Annotated in this window: 14 protein-coding genes; 6 read left to right on the top strand and 8 right to left on the bottom strand. The window is 69.0% G+C overall.

The features are described from left to right. Positions 1-27 precede the first annotated feature (27 nt). The 3 genes from AC1DIX_RS06255 (at position 28) to AC1DIX_RS06245 (ending at position 3,719) form a co-directional block, all read left to right on the top strand. The gene (locus tag AC1DIX_RS06255; protein ID WP_477322838.1) at positions 28-2,535 is read left to right on the top strand and encodes a heavy metal translocating P-type ATPase; all 2,508 of its coding nucleotides are present in this window, start codon (positions 28-30) and stop codon (positions 2,533-2,535) included. A gap of 121 nt (positions 2,536-2,656) precedes the next feature. Next, a complete protein-coding gene (locus AC1DIX_RS06250; protein ID WP_441933545.1) occupies positions 2,657-2,986 on the top strand; it encodes an H-NS histone family protein in 330 nt (109 codons plus the stop codon). Between the two features lie 52 nt (positions 2,987-3,038). Continuing rightward, the gene (locus tag AC1DIX_RS06245) at positions 3,039-3,719 is read left to right on the top strand and encodes a DNA-binding protein (protein ID WP_477322836.1); all 681 of its coding nucleotides are present in this window, start codon (positions 3,039-3,041) and stop codon (positions 3,717-3,719) included. Between the two features lie 138 nt (positions 3,720-3,857). Here AC1DIX_RS06245 and AC1DIX_RS06240 read toward each other — a convergent pair whose 3' ends face one another. The 6 genes from AC1DIX_RS06240 to AC1DIX_RS06215 all read right to left on the bottom strand — a co-directional run bounded on the left by AC1DIX_RS06240 (position 3,858) and on the right by AC1DIX_RS06215 (position 9,450). Next, positions 3,858-4,625 (bottom strand): sulfite exporter TauE/SafE family protein, encoded by a 768-nt coding sequence (locus AC1DIX_RS06240; protein WP_477322834.1) that lies wholly within the window; start codon positions 4,623-4,625, stop codon positions 3,858-3,860. Positions 4,626-4,699: 74 nt separating this feature from the next. Further along, complete coding sequence (locus AC1DIX_RS06235) at positions 4,700-6,073, bottom strand: multicopper oxidase family protein (RefSeq protein WP_441933538.1); 1,374 nt, start codon at positions 6,071-6,073, stop codon at positions 4,700-4,702. Then, positions 6,070-7,461, bottom strand: a complete 1,392-nt coding sequence (locus AC1DIX_RS06230) for a TolC family protein (RefSeq protein ID WP_477322832.1) — start codon at positions 7,459-7,461, stop codon at positions 6,070-6,072. Before AC1DIX_RS06230 ends, AC1DIX_RS06235 begins: the two co-directional genes overlap by 4 nt. Further along, complete coding sequence (locus tag AC1DIX_RS06225) at positions 7,458-7,940, bottom strand: hypothetical protein (protein WP_477322830.1); 483 nt, start codon at positions 7,938-7,940, stop codon at positions 7,458-7,460. The genes AC1DIX_RS06230 and AC1DIX_RS06225 overlap by 4 nt, the downstream gene beginning before the upstream one ends. A gap of 60 nt (positions 7,941-8,000) precedes the next feature. Then, positions 8,001-8,363, bottom strand: a complete 363-nt coding sequence (locus AC1DIX_RS06220) for a hypothetical protein (RefSeq protein WP_441933533.1) — start codon at positions 8,361-8,363, stop codon at positions 8,001-8,003. A 139-nt stretch (positions 8,364-8,502) separates the two neighbouring features. Beyond that, complete coding sequence (locus AC1DIX_RS06215; protein ID WP_477250277.1) at positions 8,503-9,450, bottom strand: cation diffusion facilitator family transporter; 948 nt, start codon at positions 9,448-9,450, stop codon at positions 8,503-8,505. 95 nt (positions 9,451-9,545) lie between these two features. On the opposite strand from AC1DIX_RS06215, the gene AC1DIX_RS06210 reads away from it, so the two are divergent. After that, on the top strand, positions 9,546-12,224 hold the full coding sequence (locus AC1DIX_RS06210) for a bifunctional acetate--CoA ligase family protein/GNAT family N-acetyltransferase (RefSeq protein ID WP_477322827.1): 2,679 nt from the start codon (positions 9,546-9,548) through the stop codon (positions 12,222-12,224). A gap of 14 nt (positions 12,225-12,238) precedes the next feature. Next, on the top strand, positions 12,239-12,676 hold the full coding sequence (locus tag AC1DIX_RS06205; protein ID WP_477322825.1) for a hypothetical protein: 438 nt from the start codon (positions 12,239-12,241) through the stop codon (positions 12,674-12,676). Here AC1DIX_RS06205 and AC1DIX_RS06200 read toward each other — a convergent pair whose 3' ends face one another. Both AC1DIX_RS06200 and AC1DIX_RS06195 read right to left on the bottom strand, forming a co-directional pair. Beyond that, positions 12,677-13,426: a PLDc N-terminal domain-containing protein gene (locus AC1DIX_RS06200; RefSeq protein WP_441933525.1), complete on the bottom strand. Its 750-nt coding sequence runs from the start codon at positions 13,424-13,426 to the stop codon at positions 12,677-12,679. A 55-nt stretch (positions 13,427-13,481) separates the two neighbouring features. Beyond that, positions 13,482-14,333 carry a LysR substrate-binding domain-containing protein gene (locus AC1DIX_RS06195; protein ID WP_441933524.1) on the bottom strand — a complete coding sequence of 284 codons (852 nt, stop codon included), beginning with the start codon at positions 14,331-14,333 and terminating at the stop codon, positions 13,482-13,484. A gap of 89 nt (positions 14,334-14,422) precedes the next feature. Between AC1DIX_RS06195 and AC1DIX_RS06190 the strand changes: the two genes are divergently transcribed. Beyond that, positions 14,423-15,280, top strand: a complete 858-nt coding sequence (locus tag AC1DIX_RS06190) for an alpha/beta fold hydrolase (protein WP_477322822.1) — start codon at positions 14,423-14,425, stop codon at positions 15,278-15,280. Positions 15,281-15,295: the final 15 nt, after the last annotated feature.

Below are 15,295 nucleotides of genomic sequence, written 5' to 3'. Positions count from 1 at the left end.
TCCTGTCGTTAAATGACAGGAGCAATCATGGAAACGATGGAATCGCCGGCCGAGCTGCAGCTCGCGGTACGCGGCATGACCTGCGCGTCCTGCGTGGCGCGCGTCGAGAAGGCGTTGAAGAAAGTCCCCGGCGTCGACGACGCCAGCGTCAACCTGGCCACCGAGCAGGCCACCGTGCACGGTGCGGACCTGGATGCCGACGCCATCGTCGCCGCCGTGGCGCAGGCCGGCTACGAAGCGGCGCCCGTGCAGCGCGGCCAGCGCCATGTGCCGGAAGAAGAGGGCAATGCGGGGCTGCCGTCCTGGTGGCCGGTGGCCGCCGCCGCCGTCCTCAGCCTGCCGCTGGTGCTGCCGATGTTCGGCCAGCTGTTCAGCACCGACACCGCCCACAGCTGGATGCTGCCGGGCTGGATCCAGCTGCTGCTGGCGACCCCGGTCCAGTTCTGGCTGGGCGCGCGCTTCTACCGCGCCGGCTGGAAGGCGCTGCGGGCCGGTTCCGGCAATATGGACCTGCTGGTGGCGATCGGCACCTCGGCGGCCTATGCGCTGTCGGTCTATCAGCTGGTCACCGTTCCGGCCGGCGAGCGCATGCCCCACCTGTATTTCGAATCCTCGGCGGTGGTGATCAGCCTGGTGCTGCTCGGGAAGTGGCTGGAAGGCCGGGCCAAACGCCAGACCGTCGAGGCGATCCGCGCGCTGGAATCGCTGCGCCCCGATACCGCCCTGGTGCGGCGCGGCGGCCAGGACCTAGAGATCCCGCTGGAAGCGCTGCACGCCGGCGACGTGATGGTGGTGCGGCCCGGCGAGCGCGTGCCAGCCGACGGCCGCGTGCTCGAAGGCGGCAGCCACCTGGACGAATCCCTGCTCACCGGCGAGAGCCTGCCGGTGGCGCGGACCACGGGCGAGCCCGTGCTGGGCGGCGCCGTCAATGGCGAAGGACTGCTGCTGGTCGAGGCGACCAAGGTCGGTACCGACACCATGCTGGCCCACATCATCCGCATGGTCGAGGATGCGCAGGCGGTCAAGGCGCCGATCCAGCGCCTGGTCGACCGCGTCAGCGCCGTGTTCGTGCCGGCGGTACTGCTGATCTCCCTGGTCACCTTGCTCGGCTGGGGCCTGGCCACGGGCGACTGGCAGCAGGCCCTGCTGAACGCGGTGGCGGTGCAGGTGATCGCCTGTCCCTGCGCGCTGGGCCTGGCGACGCCGACCGGGATCATGGTCGGCACCGGCGTGGCGGCGCGCCACGGCATCCTGATCAAGGACGCCCAGGCGCTGGAGACGGCCCACGCGGTGCGCACCGTGGTGTTCGACAAGACCGGCACGCTCACCGAAGGCAAGCCGCGGGTGGTGGCGGTCGAAGGCGGCGATGCGCTGCTGGAGCTGGCCTGGGCCGTCCAGCAGTACAGCGAGCATCCGCTGGCGAAGGCGGTGGCGCAGGCGGCCGAGGAACGCGGACTGCGTCTGCCGGCCGCCTTTGACGCCGGCGCCTTGCCGGGCCGCGGCGTGCGGGCGCGGGTCGGCGCCGCGAAGGTCTATCTCGGCAACTGCCGCCTGATGCGGGAGACCGGCGCCGGCATCGGCCTCTGGGACGCTGCCGCGCGCCGCCACGAAGCGGATGGCCGTACCGTGTCCTGGCTGGCCGTGGAAGAGGGTGGAAAGGTGGATGTGCGCGGCCTGCTGGCCTTCGGCGACCGCCTGAAGCCGACCAGCGCAGCCGCCATCGCCCGCCTGAAGGCGATGGGCGTGGATGCCGTCATGCTCACCGGCGACAACCAGGGCGCGGCGGCGCTGGTGGCGCGCGAGCTGGGCCTGAGCCGCTACGTGGCCGAGGTGCTGCCGGCCGACAAGGCTGCCACCGTGCGCGCGCTGATGGCCGGTAATGGTGGCGGTGGCGGTGGCGGTGGCGATAAACGGGGCGGCAAGGTGGCGATGGTCGGCGACGGCATCAACGACGCCCCGGCCCTGGCCGCGGCCGACGTCGGCATCGCGATGGCCGGCGGCACCGACGTCGCCATGCACACGGCCGGCATCACCCTGATGCGCGGCGACCCGCTGCTGGTGGCGGACGCCATCGCGATCTCGTCCGCGACCTACCGCAAGATCCGCCAGAACCTGGGCTGGGCCTTCGTCTACAACGTGGTCGGAATCCCGGTCGCGGCGCTGGGCCTGCTCAATCCGATATTGGCCGGGGCGGCGATGGCCCTCAGCTCGGTCAGTGTGGTCACCAATGCCTTGCTGCTGCGGCGCTGGACGCCGGAGCAGCGTGAAGTAGCCGTAGCACCCGTTTCAAGTGTTTCAAACGTTTCAACCGTTTCAACCCAAGGAGAACCGACGATGTATCAACTGACTGTAGAAGACATGAGCTGCAAGCACTGCGTGGGCCGCGTGACCAAGGCCGTCCAGGAAGTCGACCAGGACGCCAGGGTCGACATCGACTTGCCGACCAAGAAGGTGAAGATCGACAGCAGGGCCGATCTGGACCGGATTGCGCAGGCGATCGACGCGGCCGGCTAYCCGGTGAGCGCGCGCTCCTGATGCTTGCCGGCGCTGGCCCTTGAGCGAATGTCGCCCGATCGACCAGTGCGGCAGAAAATTGCCAGTTATGTAAAATTGGCGAGAATGCAAATTTCCCAACCAGCACACGAAAGGCGCGCACATGGCCAAGACCGACCTGTCGAACTACAACCTTGCCGAGCTCAAGGGTCTGCAATTCGATATCGAGAAAGAGATCAAGTCCCGCCAGAAGGATGAGGTGCGCAAGGCGCGCGAGCAGATCCTGGCGATTGCCCAGGACGTCGGCGTGCCGGTGTCGGACCTGATCGCGAAAGCCGGCGGCGCCAGGAAAGGCGGCAATGGCCAGCAGGGCGAGGCGCGCTTCCGCAACCCGGCCGATAAGTCGCAGACCTGGACCGGCCGCGGCCGCCAGCCGAAGTGGATTGCCGAGGCCCTGGCCGGCGGCAAGTCGCTGGACGATTTCCGGGCTTAATTTGAGGACGAGCCTGTCGTATCATACGGCCTTCGACAATGGATAGGTATTTATGAACTTCGAAGACGTAGCGGCAGCGGCCGGCAAGCTCCAGGCCGGCGGCACGCCGGTGACCATCGACGCGGTGCGCGACGCCATCGGCGGCGGTTCCGCCAGCGCCATCTCCCGCCATCTGGCCGACTGGCGCGCGGCCAACGAAACCCCGGCCGAGCCGCCGAAAGCCGAGCTGCCGCAGAACCTGGTCGCCGAACTGGCGCGCTGGGCCCAGCAGTTCGCCGAAGAGGCGGGCACCGGCACGCGCGCCGCGCTGGCCCGTCACGAGGAAGAACTGGAAGCCCTGCGCGAAGCCGGCGATGCCCTCGAGACCGAGCGCGGCGAGCTGCAGCAGCAGCTGGGCGAGCTCACGGCTGCCCGCGACGACGCCCTGGCCTCGGTGGCCGAGCGCGACGAGGAAATCGAGCGCCTCAACGCCGAGCTGCGCAATGCAAAGCAGGTGGCGATGGAGGCCCTGGTCGGCAAGGCCAAGGACCAGCTGGCGATCGAGGGCAAGGATGCCCAGCTGGCGGACCTGCGGACCCAGCTGGAGAAAGGCGTGGCGCAGAATGCGACGCTGTCGGATGCCCGCCTGGCTGCGGAGATGGAACTGGTCGGCGCCAAGACGGCGCGCGACAGCCTGGAAGCCGAAAACGCGGAGCTGCGCGCCCAGGTCGCGGCGCTGCGCAAGAAGGGCTAGCCGACTCCGGCGCCTCGCCGGCGGCCTGGCCGGAGGTGGCGGCCGAGCGCGTGATGAACTTCGCTGCGATGCTGGCCAGGATCGCCAGGGTTCCAATAGTTGCCATCAAGGCCTCGAGCATGGCGTCCTCGCATCGTATCAATGGTGCAGAAGGGCGGGTGCGTAAGTCTTCAGGAAGAATACCAGCGTGATGCAGGCGGTGGCGCATAGGGTCATCGCACGTATCACCCTGGCCGGCGCGCGCCGTCCGACGTGGGCGCCGCCGTAGCCGCCGATGACGGCGCCGGCCAGCATCGCCAGCGTCTCCGGCCAGCGCACCGCGCCGGCCGCGATGAAGGCCAGCACCGCCACCGTGTTCGCCGCGCTGACCAGCAGCGTGCGCGGGGCGTTCAGGCGCTTCAGGTCGCTGTTGTCGAGCAGTCCCCACACGGCGATCATCATGATCCCGACCGCCCCGCCGAAATACCCGCCGTAGACGCCCAGCGCGAACTGCACCGCCAGCACCGCATGCGGGTGGATGTGCCAGCGCGCCCGCAGGACTTCGCCGGCGCGCCGCCCGAAGGCCAGCGCCAGCGAAGCCACCAGCAGCAGCCAGGGCAGCACGAAGCTGAAGGCCGCGGACGAGGTCTTCAGCAGCAGGACCGCGCCCAGCAGGCCGCCGCACAGGGTCGCCGGCAGCAGGGAACGCAGCGGCACCGGGCCGACCGATACCGAGCCGTCGCGGTAGGCCCAGGCGCTGGCCAGGCCGCCGGGGAAGAGGGCGACCGTGCTCGACGTGTTCGCCTGGACCGGAGGCACACCGGCCGCGATCAGCGCCGGCAGGCTGACGAAGGAGCCGCCGCCGGCCAGCGCATTCATCGCACCGGCCACGATTCCCGCGGAAAAGGTCAAGATCATCGCATTCATGCAAGGATCTTAGAGGCCGGGCGGCGCCTTCGCAATCTGGCAATTCCAGGGTCAGCCTTCGGAAAATCCGAAGGCTAATGGCCGCTGTGGCCTCCGCCGCGCTTGACGGTCGCCACCGGTTCATCCGGTGCCGCCGGCGTGGCCGGCGCCCGCACCGTCTCCGGCGGCGCCCCCGTCCACTCCCGCGCCACCGTGCCCGCCGGATGCCGGTACCAGCCCGGATCGCGGTAGTCGCCGCGGGCCAGGCCTTCGCGCACCTTGATCATGGTGAACATGCCGCCCATTTCGATCTCGCCGAAGGGACCTTTGCCATCCATCATCGGCAGCGTGTTCTCCGGCAGCGGCATGCGCATGCCGCCCATCGAGCCGCCTTTCTCGCCCATCACCATATAGCCGGGCACCAGGTCGTTGATCTTCCTGGCCACGCCGCGGTGGTCGACGCCGATCATGTTCGGCACCTGGTGGCCCATCGCGTTCATGGTGTGGTGGGATTTATGGCAGTGGAAGGCCCAGTCGCCGGGGGCGTCGGCATGGAACTCGATCGCGCGCATCTGGCCCACGCCGATGTCGACCGTGACTTCCGGCCAGCGCGCCGCCGGCGGAATCCAGCCGCCGTCCGTTCCGGTGATCTCGAAGCGGTGGCCGTGGATGTGGAAGGGGTGGTTGGTCATCGACAGGTTGCCGATACGGATGCGCACGCGGTCGTCGCGTCGAACCACCATGGCATCGGTGCCGGGGAAGGCGCGGCTGTTGATGGTCCAGATATTAAAGTCGAGCATGGTGTTCACGTTCGGCGTGTAGCCGCCCGGCTCGATGTCGTAGGCGTTCAGCAGGAACACGAAGTCGCGGTCCACCGCGTGCTGGCGCGGGTCCTTCGGATGCGTGACCCAGGAACCCATCATGCCCATCCCGATCTGCGCCATCTCGTCGGCGTGCGGGTGGTACATGAAGGTGCCRGCATAGCGCGCCACGAATTCATACACATAGGTCTTGCCCGGCGCGATGGCAGGCTGGCTCAGGCCCGCCACGCCGTCCATTCCGTTCGGCAGGAACTGGCCGTGCCAGTGGATGCTGGTCGCTTCCGGCAGTTTATTGGTGACGAAGATGCGCACGCGGTCGCCCTCGACCACTTCGATGGTCGGCCCCGGGCTCTGGCCGTTGTAGCCCCACAGATTCGCTTTCATGCCGGGTGCGATCTCGCGCACTACCGGCTCGGCTACCAGGTGGAACTCCTTGACGCCGTCCTTCATGCGCCAGGGCAGGGTCCAGCCGTTCAGGGTGACGACCGGGTTGTAGGGACGCCCGTTCGGCGGGCTAAGGGGCGGCGCGGTGCCGGCCGAACTCTGTTGCGGGGCTTCGGGGATGGCGGCGGCTGCGGCCTTGCTGACCAGCGATGCGCCGACCATGGCGGCGCCGGCGCCGCTGAGGAAATTCCTGCGGGATGTCATTCTGCGTGTTCCTTGACGTGATCCTTGTGATCCTTGTGATCCTGTTGTTCGAGCCGCATGCCGAGCGAGGCTTCGAGCGTCGCATGGGCGGTCCAGAACTCCTTCAATGCCTCGATATAGGCCGAGACCGCGTTCGCCTGTTCGCGCGAATCGACCAGCAGCTCGCGGGTCGACAGCAGCATGCCGTTGTAGCGCAACAGGACTTCCTTCGAGATCCGCTTGCGCAGCGGGATCACGGTATCGCGGTAATGCGCGGCGACGTCGTAGGCGCTGCGGTAGTCGAGATAGCTCTCGCGGGCTTCGCTGCGCGCCGTGACGGCGGCCTGGGCGACGCGGTTCACCGCCTGCATGTAGACGCCCTCGGCCCGCGCCACCCGTGCGCCGCCCCAGTCGAACAACGGCAGTTCCAGCGTGAGCTCGTAGCCGCGCGTGCTCGGTGCGCCGGTCGTGGTTTCGTTCACGAAGCCGAGGTCGAGCACGTTGACGAAGCGGGTCGTCCTGGTCAGCCCGAGATTGGCGGCGGTGGCCTCGGCATCCAGCCTCGCGGCCTGCACGTCGAGGCGCTGGGACAGGGCGAGGCGCTCGACGTCGTCCAGGCTGGCCGGCGCGGCGGGCAGTTCGGGCAGGTGCGCGGGCAGGCTGTACTGCGCGTCCTTGCCCCACAGGCCGAGCAGGCGGGTGAGCTTTTCGCGCGCCGCCACGGCCGTCTTGCCGGCGCGTGCCAGGGCGGCGCCGGTCTCGGCGTGGAAGAGCTGTTCGCGCGCCAGGTCGAGCTGGCTCATATTGCCCACCCTGGCCATGCGTCCGGCCAGTTCGGCGCTGGCCTCGGCCGCCGCATCGACCTGGCGCGCATACTCGAGCGCCTGGTTCGCCGCCACCGCCTCGACCCAGGCGATGCGGGTGTCGCGCGCATGCCGTTCGATCTCGCGCGCCACTTCCAGCTTGACCTGCTCGAAGCGCTGCGCCTCAAGGCGGGAGGCCAGCGGCAGGGTCAGCAGCCTGACCAGGCTGACGGTGAAGGTGCGCTCGATGGCGATATCGCCGGCGTTCGACACGTGCTTGAAGTCGAGCACCGGATTCGGCAGGCGGCCGGCCTGGGCCAGGTCGGCCTGGGCGATGCCGACCTTCCAGTAGCTCGCCTGTAGGCCGGGATTGGCCAGCACGGCCACCTTGACGGCATCGTCCATGCCGAGCGGCTTGCCCAGCATGGCCTGCACCGATTGCGCCAGTTCGCGGACGGCGGCATCGTCGCGCGCCAGGCGCGGTTCGGCCCCGATGTGGCTGCGCGCGGTGCCGGCCACGCTGCCGAAGCCGCCGTCCGGCGCCACCGTCGTGCAGCCGGCCAGGACGGCCAGCGCCAGCGGGGCGCCCAACAGTTTGAAACTCATGGTGTCTCCTTCGGCATCTTCATCTTGTCCATCTTGTCCATTTTGTCCATGCAGGGGCAGGATGCGCAGCAGGACATCTTGCCGTCGCCGGACTTGTTCCCGGAACCGCACTGCATGGCTTCGCCTTCCTTGCCGCCGGCCGGCTTGCACATTGCCGGCGCGGCGGGGTTCTGCATTCCCTGCATGCCCTGCATGGCCGCGTGGTCGTGCCCGCCGCCGTGGCCGCCCATGCCTTTCATGGTCAGCGACATCGAATTGGTGGCGGCCACGGCGTCGTTGGCGCGGGTCCAGTTGCGGTCCGGGCTGGTCTCGGGCGCCGCCTCGGGCTGGTGGYCTAGGACGGACTGGTATTGAGTGGCCGGCACGGCGGCCTGGGGATCGGCAGCGGCKGCCGCGGCCTGCCGGGCGTGAGCGTGGACGCCGGCCATGGCCAGCAGCAGGCAGGCGCAAGCGCGTGCCAGGGATGATTGGTGTTTCATGCGAACCTCGTCGAAATGCGTGATGACAGCCGTCGGCCCACAGGGCGACAGCGCGTGAAATCAGGCGACGAAGCTAGTGGGAGGCCGTTCGAGGAGGACCGGATCGACGCTCGGCAGGTGGCAGGCGCGGAAGGGAATCAGCATGGTGCTGGGTGGGGCCAGCGCCGGTGATGCGGGCAGGCTGGGCGCCATCGCGGCGCCCACGCAGCAGGCGGCGCAAGTGCCGCACTTGCCTTTTTCATGGCCGGCCACTGCCTTGTGGTCGTGATGCTGGCCATCCATCGACCCCTGCGCCAGCTGCTGGTGGCAGGGCGGCTGCTGCACCGGCGCGGCGGGCAGGCGCATGCTTGCCGAAGCGAATGCCTGGAAGGGCAGCGCCAGCAGCAGGTAACACACGAGCAGCAGTCGGAGGATGGATTTCACGCGGCCATTCTAGCACGCGTGCCTGGCACCGCGGTGCTGCACGGCTGACGTTGCGAGGCCATGGGCGTTCCGGATAAGGTGGTAGCATTGTGCCAACGCCATCGTCGACGGAGGCAACCCAATGAGTCCAGCGGCCCTGTCAGCCCATCGCCGCACGCAGCGCGCCCGATTCGAAATAGATATGCCGGATCGAGGGATACAGCGCCGTCACCGCGTTTTCCAGGCGCTCGATCGCCGCCTCCACTTCGTCGATCCGCATGCCGCGCCGGAACTGCACCGCGGCCGTCAGCAGCACCTCGTCCGGCCCCAGCTGCATGCTCTGCAGGGCGCTCACGCTCTCGATCGCCGGGTCCTGCTCGAACACGCCGCGCACCTTGCGGGTAGCGTCCGCGCCGATGCTTTCGCCGACCAGCAGCGCCCCGGTCTCGCGCGCCAGCGTGAAGGCGGCGCCTACCAGCAGCAGGCCGATCAGCACCGAGGCGGCCGGATCGAAGTAAGGCTTGTCGAAGACCTGGCCGAGCACGATGCCGAGGGCCGCGATGGCCAGGCCGATCAGGGCTGCCGAATCCTCGATGAAGACGGTGAACACGGAAGCGTCTTTACTCGCGCGCATGGTCTGCCACAGCGAGGTGCCGGGTTTCCTTCGCTTGTTGAGGGCCTTGCGCGAGACGTTCCAGCTATAGCCTTCGAACAGCGCCGAGACGCCCAGCACCACATAGTTCCAGGTCGGATCCCGCAGCGGTTCCGGATGGCGCAGCGCATCGATGCCGTGGTAGATCGAGAGCCCGCCGCCCAGCGAGAACACGGACAGGGCCACGATCAGGGCCCAGAAGTACAGCTCCTTGCCGTAGCCGAAGGGATGCTTGGCGTCGGGTGGCTTGGCGCTGTTGCGCTCGCCGATCAGCAGCAGCAGCTCGTTGCCTGTGTCCACCGCCGAGTGGATGCCTTCGGCCAGCATCGCCGCGCTGCCGGTGATGCCGGCCACGATGAACTTGCTGACGGCGATGCCGAGGTTGGCGGCGATGGCCGCGTAGATCACTTTCAGCGAGCCGCTTTTCTTTTCTTCTTCGTCCTGCCCGGTGCTCATGTCCTGGTCCTGTGCCTTGTATTTGCCTGGGGCCAGTGTAGCCAATCCGGCAGCATCGGCTTGCACGGCTGCATGCGCCCGCTGGAGGCAGGGGCATGAGCGTCCGTAACCTGCGCCAGCTGTTCGCACCGAAATCGGTGGCCCTGGTCGGCGCCACCGAGCGTCCCGGCAGCGTCGGCGCCACCATGCTGCGCAACCTGCGGGAGGGCGGCTTCAAGGGCACCCTGTACCCGGTCAATCCGAAGTACGAGAGCATCGCCGGCCTGCGCGCCTGGCCCGACGTGGCCAGCCTGCCCGCCGCGCCCGACCTCGCCATCGTCTGCACGCCGCCGCACACCGTGCCCGGCATCGTCAAGGCGCTGGGCGAACTCGGTACCCGCGCCGCCATCGTCATGAGCGCCGGCGTCGCGACCGGACGCGATGCCCGCGGACGCAGCCTGCGGCAGGCCATGCTGGACGCCGCCAATCCCTACCTGCTGCGCATCCTCGGCGCCAACAGCGCCGGCCTGCTGGCGCCGGGCATCGGCCTGAACGCCAGCATCGCCGCCGGCGGCGCGGCGCCCGGACGGATCGCCTTCGTCTCCGAATCCGGCGCCCTGATGACCGGGGTGCTGGACTGGGCGCGCACGCGCGGGATCGGCTTTTCCAGCTTCGTTTCGCTGGGCGAGTCGGCCGACGTCGACTTCGGCGACGTGCTGGACTACCTGGCCAGCGACCCCGGCACCAGCGCCATCCTGCTGCACATCGAGAGCCTGCGCTATGCACGCAAGTTCATGTCGGCGGCGCGGGCGGCGGCGCGCAGCAAGCCGACCGTGGTGCTGAAGGCCGGGCGCTCGCTGGAGGCGGCGAGCGCCGGCGCCTGCCTGTCCGGCGTGCTGGCGACCCCCGACGACGTCTACGGCGCCGCCATCCGCCGCGCCGGCATGCTGCGGGTGTACACCACCGAGCAGCTGTTCGCGGCGGTCGAGACCCTGGCGCGCGCCAAGCCCCTGTACGGCGACCGCCTCGCCATCATCGGCAACGGCGCCGGCCCGGTGGTGCTGGCCCTGGACGCGCTGCAGTACGGCGGCGGCCATGCCGCCGTGCTGTCGGAAGCCACGGTGGCCAGGCTGCGCGAGCTGGTGCCGGAATGGCGCGGCAGCGGTCCGCTGAACCTGCGCGGCGACGCCCCGCCCGAGCGCTACCGCGACGTCATCGAGGTGCTGCTGCACGATCCGGGCGCCAACGCGGTGCTGATGATCCATGCCCCGAACGCCGTGGTCGAGCCGGCCGACGTGGCGCGCGCGGTGGCGCCGCTGGCCAGGAGTTCATCGCGCAATGTGCTGGGCTGCTGGCTGGGCGTGCAGTCGGTGCTGGAGGCGCGCACCATCGCCGCCGACGCCGGCATGCCGGCCTACCGCACGCCCGAGGACGCGGTCAACGGCTTCCTGCAGATCGTGCACTACCGCGAGAGCCAGAACCTCTTGATGCAGGTGCCGGCCTCGGTCGGCGACGGCGATCCGGACCGCGAGCGCGCGCGCCGCCTGGTGCGCGAGTCGCTCGACAAGGGCCGCTACATGCTGGCCGACCCGGACACCAAGGCCATCCTCGCGGCCTACGGCATCCCGGTGGTGCCGACCCGCGCCGCCGCCACGCCCGTGGACGCGGTGCGCGCCGCCGGCGAGATCGGCTATCCGGTGGCGGTCAAGATCCTGTCGCCGGACGTGGCGCAGAAGAGCGACGTCGGCGGCGTCACCCTCGACCTCGACAGCGGCGAGGCGGTGCTGGCGGCGGCCGAACGGATGCGCCGGCGCCTGTCGGAGCTGCAGCCGGGCGCGCGCCTGGAAGGCTTCATCGTGCAGGCGATGGCGCGTAATCCGGAAGCCCACGAGCTGATCGTGGGCGCCGCCACCGACCCGGTGTTCGGTCCGGTGATCCTGTTCGGCCAGGGCGGCATGGCGGTGGAGGCGGCGGCCGACCACGCGGTGGCGCTGCCGCCGCTGAACACCGTGCTGGCCCAGGAACTGGTGGCGCGCACCCGGATCGCGCGCCTGCTCGAGGGCTACCGCAACCATCCGAAGGCGAACATGGAGGCGATCGAGGCGGTGCTGGTCCAGGTCTCGCGCCTGGTGGCCGACGTGCCGGAGATCGTGGAGCTCGACATCAACCCGCTGCTGGCCGACAGCCGCGGCGCGATGGTGCTGGATGCCCGCATGCGGATCGGCATGGCGGACCGCTCCGGCTCCACCCTCGACCGCCTGGCGATCCGCCCCTATCCGGCCGAGCTGGAAGAAGTCGTGCCATGGGATGGCGGCACCGTCCTGCTGCGCCCGATCCGCCCGGAGGACGGCCCGGCCCACGTCGAATTCTTCAATGCGCTGACGCCCGACGACGTCCGCTACCGCATGTTCGTGCGCGTGCGCGAGCTGCAGCCCGCCCAGCTGGCGCGCTTCACGCAGATCGACTACGACCGGGAGATGGCCTTCATCGCCACCCGTCCCGGTCCGGACGGGCATGACGAAACCCTGGGCGTGGGCAGGGTGGTGGCGGATCCGGACAATGTCAGCGCGGAGTTCGCGGTGACGGTGCGCTCCGACCTGAAGGGCAAGGGCCTGGGCCGCATGCTGATGGATAAGCTGATCGCCTACTGCCGCGCGCGCGGCACCCGCGAGATCGTCGGCGAGGCGCTGCCGCAGAATGCGCCGGTGATCGGGCTGGTGAAGAAGCTCGGCTTCACGGTGGGACCGGTGGACGAGGACGAGGGCGTGCGCAAGTTCTGGCTGGAGCTGCGATGAAAGGAGAAACCCGGATGAGGCGATACCTGTGCCTGCTGGCGGCCGCGCTGGCCCTGGCCAAGCCCTGTTGGGCGCAAACCGACGCGCCCCTGAAGGAGAGCCCGGGCGCTTTCGCGAAATCGGGCTACAGGACCGTGGCCGAAGCGCTGGCCGGGCTCAAGGCGCGGCCCGGCGCCATTGTCCAGGTGACGCAGCCGGACGGCTGGACCGTCATCACCCTGCCCGAACCCGAGTATGAACTGTGGTCCTTCACGCCGCCCGGCCACTACGCGTACCCGGCCGCGGTCCGGCGCGCCATCAAGCAGGCCGACGGCCGGGTCTATGTCGAGATGAGCGCGCTGTGCGAGGCCGACAAGGCGCCCTGCGACCGGCTGGTGCGCGAGTTCCAGCAGCTCAACCAGAAAATGCGCGAGGATATCCAGCGCTCGACCGGCCAGGTCGGTGGCAGGTGATCAGCGCGCCTGCGCCCGCGCCGCATCCACCCGCCTGAACAGCTCCGCATTCAGCTTGCGCGAGTGGCCCGGCATGTGCTTGCGGGTGCGCTCGATTTCCTCCAGTTCCGGCTCCGCCACCTGGGGCTTGCCATTGGCGAGCGCCCAGATCGCCAGTTCGGCGCGCGCTTCCAGGCTGCCGAAGCGGTGGGCGGCGGCGGCGAATTGCGCGCCCGCTTCATCCTGGCGGCCGGCGGCGGCATAGGCCTGGCCCAGCAGGATGCCGACCTGTTCGGTGCGGAAGCCCGGCTGCTCGGCCGCCAGCGCTTCCAGCAGGGCGATGCTGCCCTGCACATTGCCGCCGGCCAGGCGGGCGCGGGCGGCGCCCAGGCGCAGTTCGGCGTCGCGTGCAAAGGGGCCCTGCAGGCAGGCGTCGTACTGCTCGGAGGCCTTGGCCGCCTGGCCGGTTTCCAGCAGGGCCTGCGCCAGGCGCATCTGGTTGTGCGCGGTCGGGGTCAGCTCGAAGGCGCGCTGGGCGTCGCGCACCTCGCGGCCCGGATCCAGGCTGGCCTGCAGGGCGCGGCCGGCGCGCGCCGCCGACTGGTCGAAGCGCGAGGAGGGCAGGAACACGGCGAAGAAATACACGATGCTGCCCAGCAGGGGGAAGAGGAAGAGCACGAGCAGCCAGTACATCTCGCGATGATTCCGTACCGCGTGGATCGCGAAGAAGATGGCGACGATGATGTGGATGCCGATTCCAAAGATTTGCATGGCTGAGCAATTTGTTGACGAGGTCGATAGGATAGCCGAAGTCGGGCCCGGATCCTCAGCGGCTCAGCTCCGACATGATCTTCTCGGCCAGGAAGTCGCAGGGCGGACGCTTCGATGTCGTGCTGCGCGCCAGGATCAGCTCGAGCGGGTCGATTTCCGGCAGCCCCTGGGCCTGGCCGAGCAGGCTCAAATGCGCCGGTACCGCGCAGCGCGCCAGCGGCGCCACCGCCAGTCCCGCCTCGACCATGCTGAGCAGGCCCATGAGGCTGGGGCTCTCGTAGGAAGTGCGGTAGGGGATCTTCGCCCGCTCCAGGCTGCGGACCGCGTTCTCGCGCGCCACGCTGCCGGGCAGGAAGACGGCGATCGGCAGCGGATCCTCCTTCCAGATCTCGCGCGCGCCGGGCGAGGCCGCCCACACCATCGGCTCGTAGCGGATGAATTTTCCGGACAGGCCTTTGACGCGCGTGGCGCAGACCAGGTCGACCGAGCCGTCCTTCACCATCGGCGCCAGCGCCACGCTGGGCAGGCCCACCACCTGGATCTGCACCTTCGGATAGGTGGCGGAGAACTTCTTGAGGATGGACGGCAGCAGCGAGGACGCGTAGTCGTCGGGCACGCCGATGACGACGCGGCCCGTGATGTCCGGCCTTACGACCGCGGCCCAGGCTTCGTCGCGCAGGGCCAGCATGCGCCGCGCGAAGCTCAGCAGGACCTCGCCGTCCTGGGTCGGCGTGACGCTGCGCGGCCCGCGCACGAACAGCGGCTTGCCGATCGCCGTCTCCAGCGAGCGGATCTGCATGCTCACCGCCGATTGCGAGCGGTGCACGACTTCCGCCGCGCGGCTGATGTTGCCGGTATCGGCCACCGCCACCATCATGGTGAGTACGTCGAGGTCGAGTGTTTTCATCGCTATCAGAAAAATTGATCGTTACGATCAGTATTATGCGATTTTCTTGGACTGTCGTGTGGTGCATAGTACTGGAAAGGAGTTAGACCATGAACGCACGAACCGACCTGCCCAGCCTTTCCATCCCCGAGGTGTACTTCGCCACCCTCCGCTCCGGCATCCGCATGCCCTATGTGGCGAGCGGTTCCGGAGAGCCGCTGCTGTTCGTGCACGGATCGCTGTGCGACTACCGCTACTGGAATGCCCAGACGGCGGTGCTGGCCAAGGACTTCCTCAGCGTGTCCGTCAGCCTGAGCCACTACTGGCCGGCCAACGTCGACGCTGACGACAACGAAGGCGAATTCGGCTGGCGCCGGCATGTGGCGGAAGTCGCCGAGTTCATCGCGGGCATGAATCTCGGCCCGGTCCACCTGGTCGGCCATTCGCGCGGCGGCTGCGTCGCCTTCCACCTGGCGCGCGAGTATCCGCAACTGGTGAAGACGCTGACGCTTGCCGATCCGGGCGGTCCCTTGCAAATCGAGGGCAAGCCCGAGGCGGCGATGCCGCCGGCGACCCTGCAGCTGCGAGAGAAGGTCGCGGACCTGGTCAACCATGGCGAGATCGAGGCCGGCCTGGAGATGTTCGTGGATTCGGTCAGCATGCCCGGCATCTGGCGCCGGAGTTCATCGAACTTCCGCACCATGGCGGCCGACAACGCGTCGACCCTGCCGAAGCAGTTCCGCGACCCCTTGCCCGCCTATACGCGCGCCGAAGCGGGCGAGCTGCGATGCAGAACCCTCTTGATCGCCGGAGAACGCAGCCCGCGCATGTACCGCGATAACGTGGACAGCCTCGTCGAGTGGATCCCGCAGGCGGAAAAGCAGAGCATCGCCGGCGCCTCGCATGGGATGAACGTGACGCATCCGGCGTCCTTCAATCGCCTGATCCGCGCATTCGCCAGCGCCTAAACAATGGTGGGCACG

The organism is Massilia sp. 05N420 (assembly GCF_056397205.1).
Note: the sequence above shows the minus strand (reverse complement) of the source record. Positions and strands in the feature narration are given on the sequence as shown.

Coding starts and splice junctions, on each gene's coding strand:
- AC1DIX_RS06245 (WP_477322836.1), top strand. CDS start 3,039: ATGAACTTCGAAGACGTAGCGGCAGCGGCCGGCAAGCTCCAGGCCGGC.
- AC1DIX_RS06190 (WP_477322822.1), top strand. CDS start 14,423: ATGAACGCACGAACCGACCTGCCCAGCCTTTCCATCCCCGAGGTGTAC.
- AC1DIX_RS06200 (WP_441933525.1), bottom strand. CDS start 13,426: ATGCAAATCTTTGGAATCGGCATCCACATCATCGTCGCCATCTTCTTC.
- AC1DIX_RS06250 (WP_441933545.1), top strand. CDS start 2,657: ATGGCCAAGACCGACCTGTCGAACTACAACCTTGCCGAGCTCAAGGGT.
- AC1DIX_RS06240 (WP_477322834.1), bottom strand. CDS start 4,625: ATGAATGCGATGATCTTGACCTTTTCCGCGGGAATCGTGGCCGGTGCG.
- AC1DIX_RS06205 (WP_477322825.1), top strand. CDS start 12,239: ATGAGGCGATACCTGTGCCTGCTGGCGGCCGCGCTGGCCCTGGCCAAG.
- AC1DIX_RS06230 (WP_477322832.1), bottom strand. CDS start 7,461: ATGAGTTTCAAACTGTTGGGCGCCCCGCTGGCGCTGGCCGTCCTGGCC.
- AC1DIX_RS06215 (WP_477250277.1), bottom strand. CDS start 9,450: ATGAGCACCGGGCAGGACGAAGAAGAAAAGAAAAGCGGCTCGCTGAAA.
- AC1DIX_RS06210 (WP_477322827.1), top strand. CDS start 9,546: ATGAGCGTCCGTAACCTGCGCCAGCTGTTCGCACCGAAATCGGTGGCC.
- AC1DIX_RS06195 (WP_441933524.1), bottom strand. CDS start 14,333: ATGAAAACACTCGACCTCGACGTACTCACCATGATGGTGGCGGTGGCC.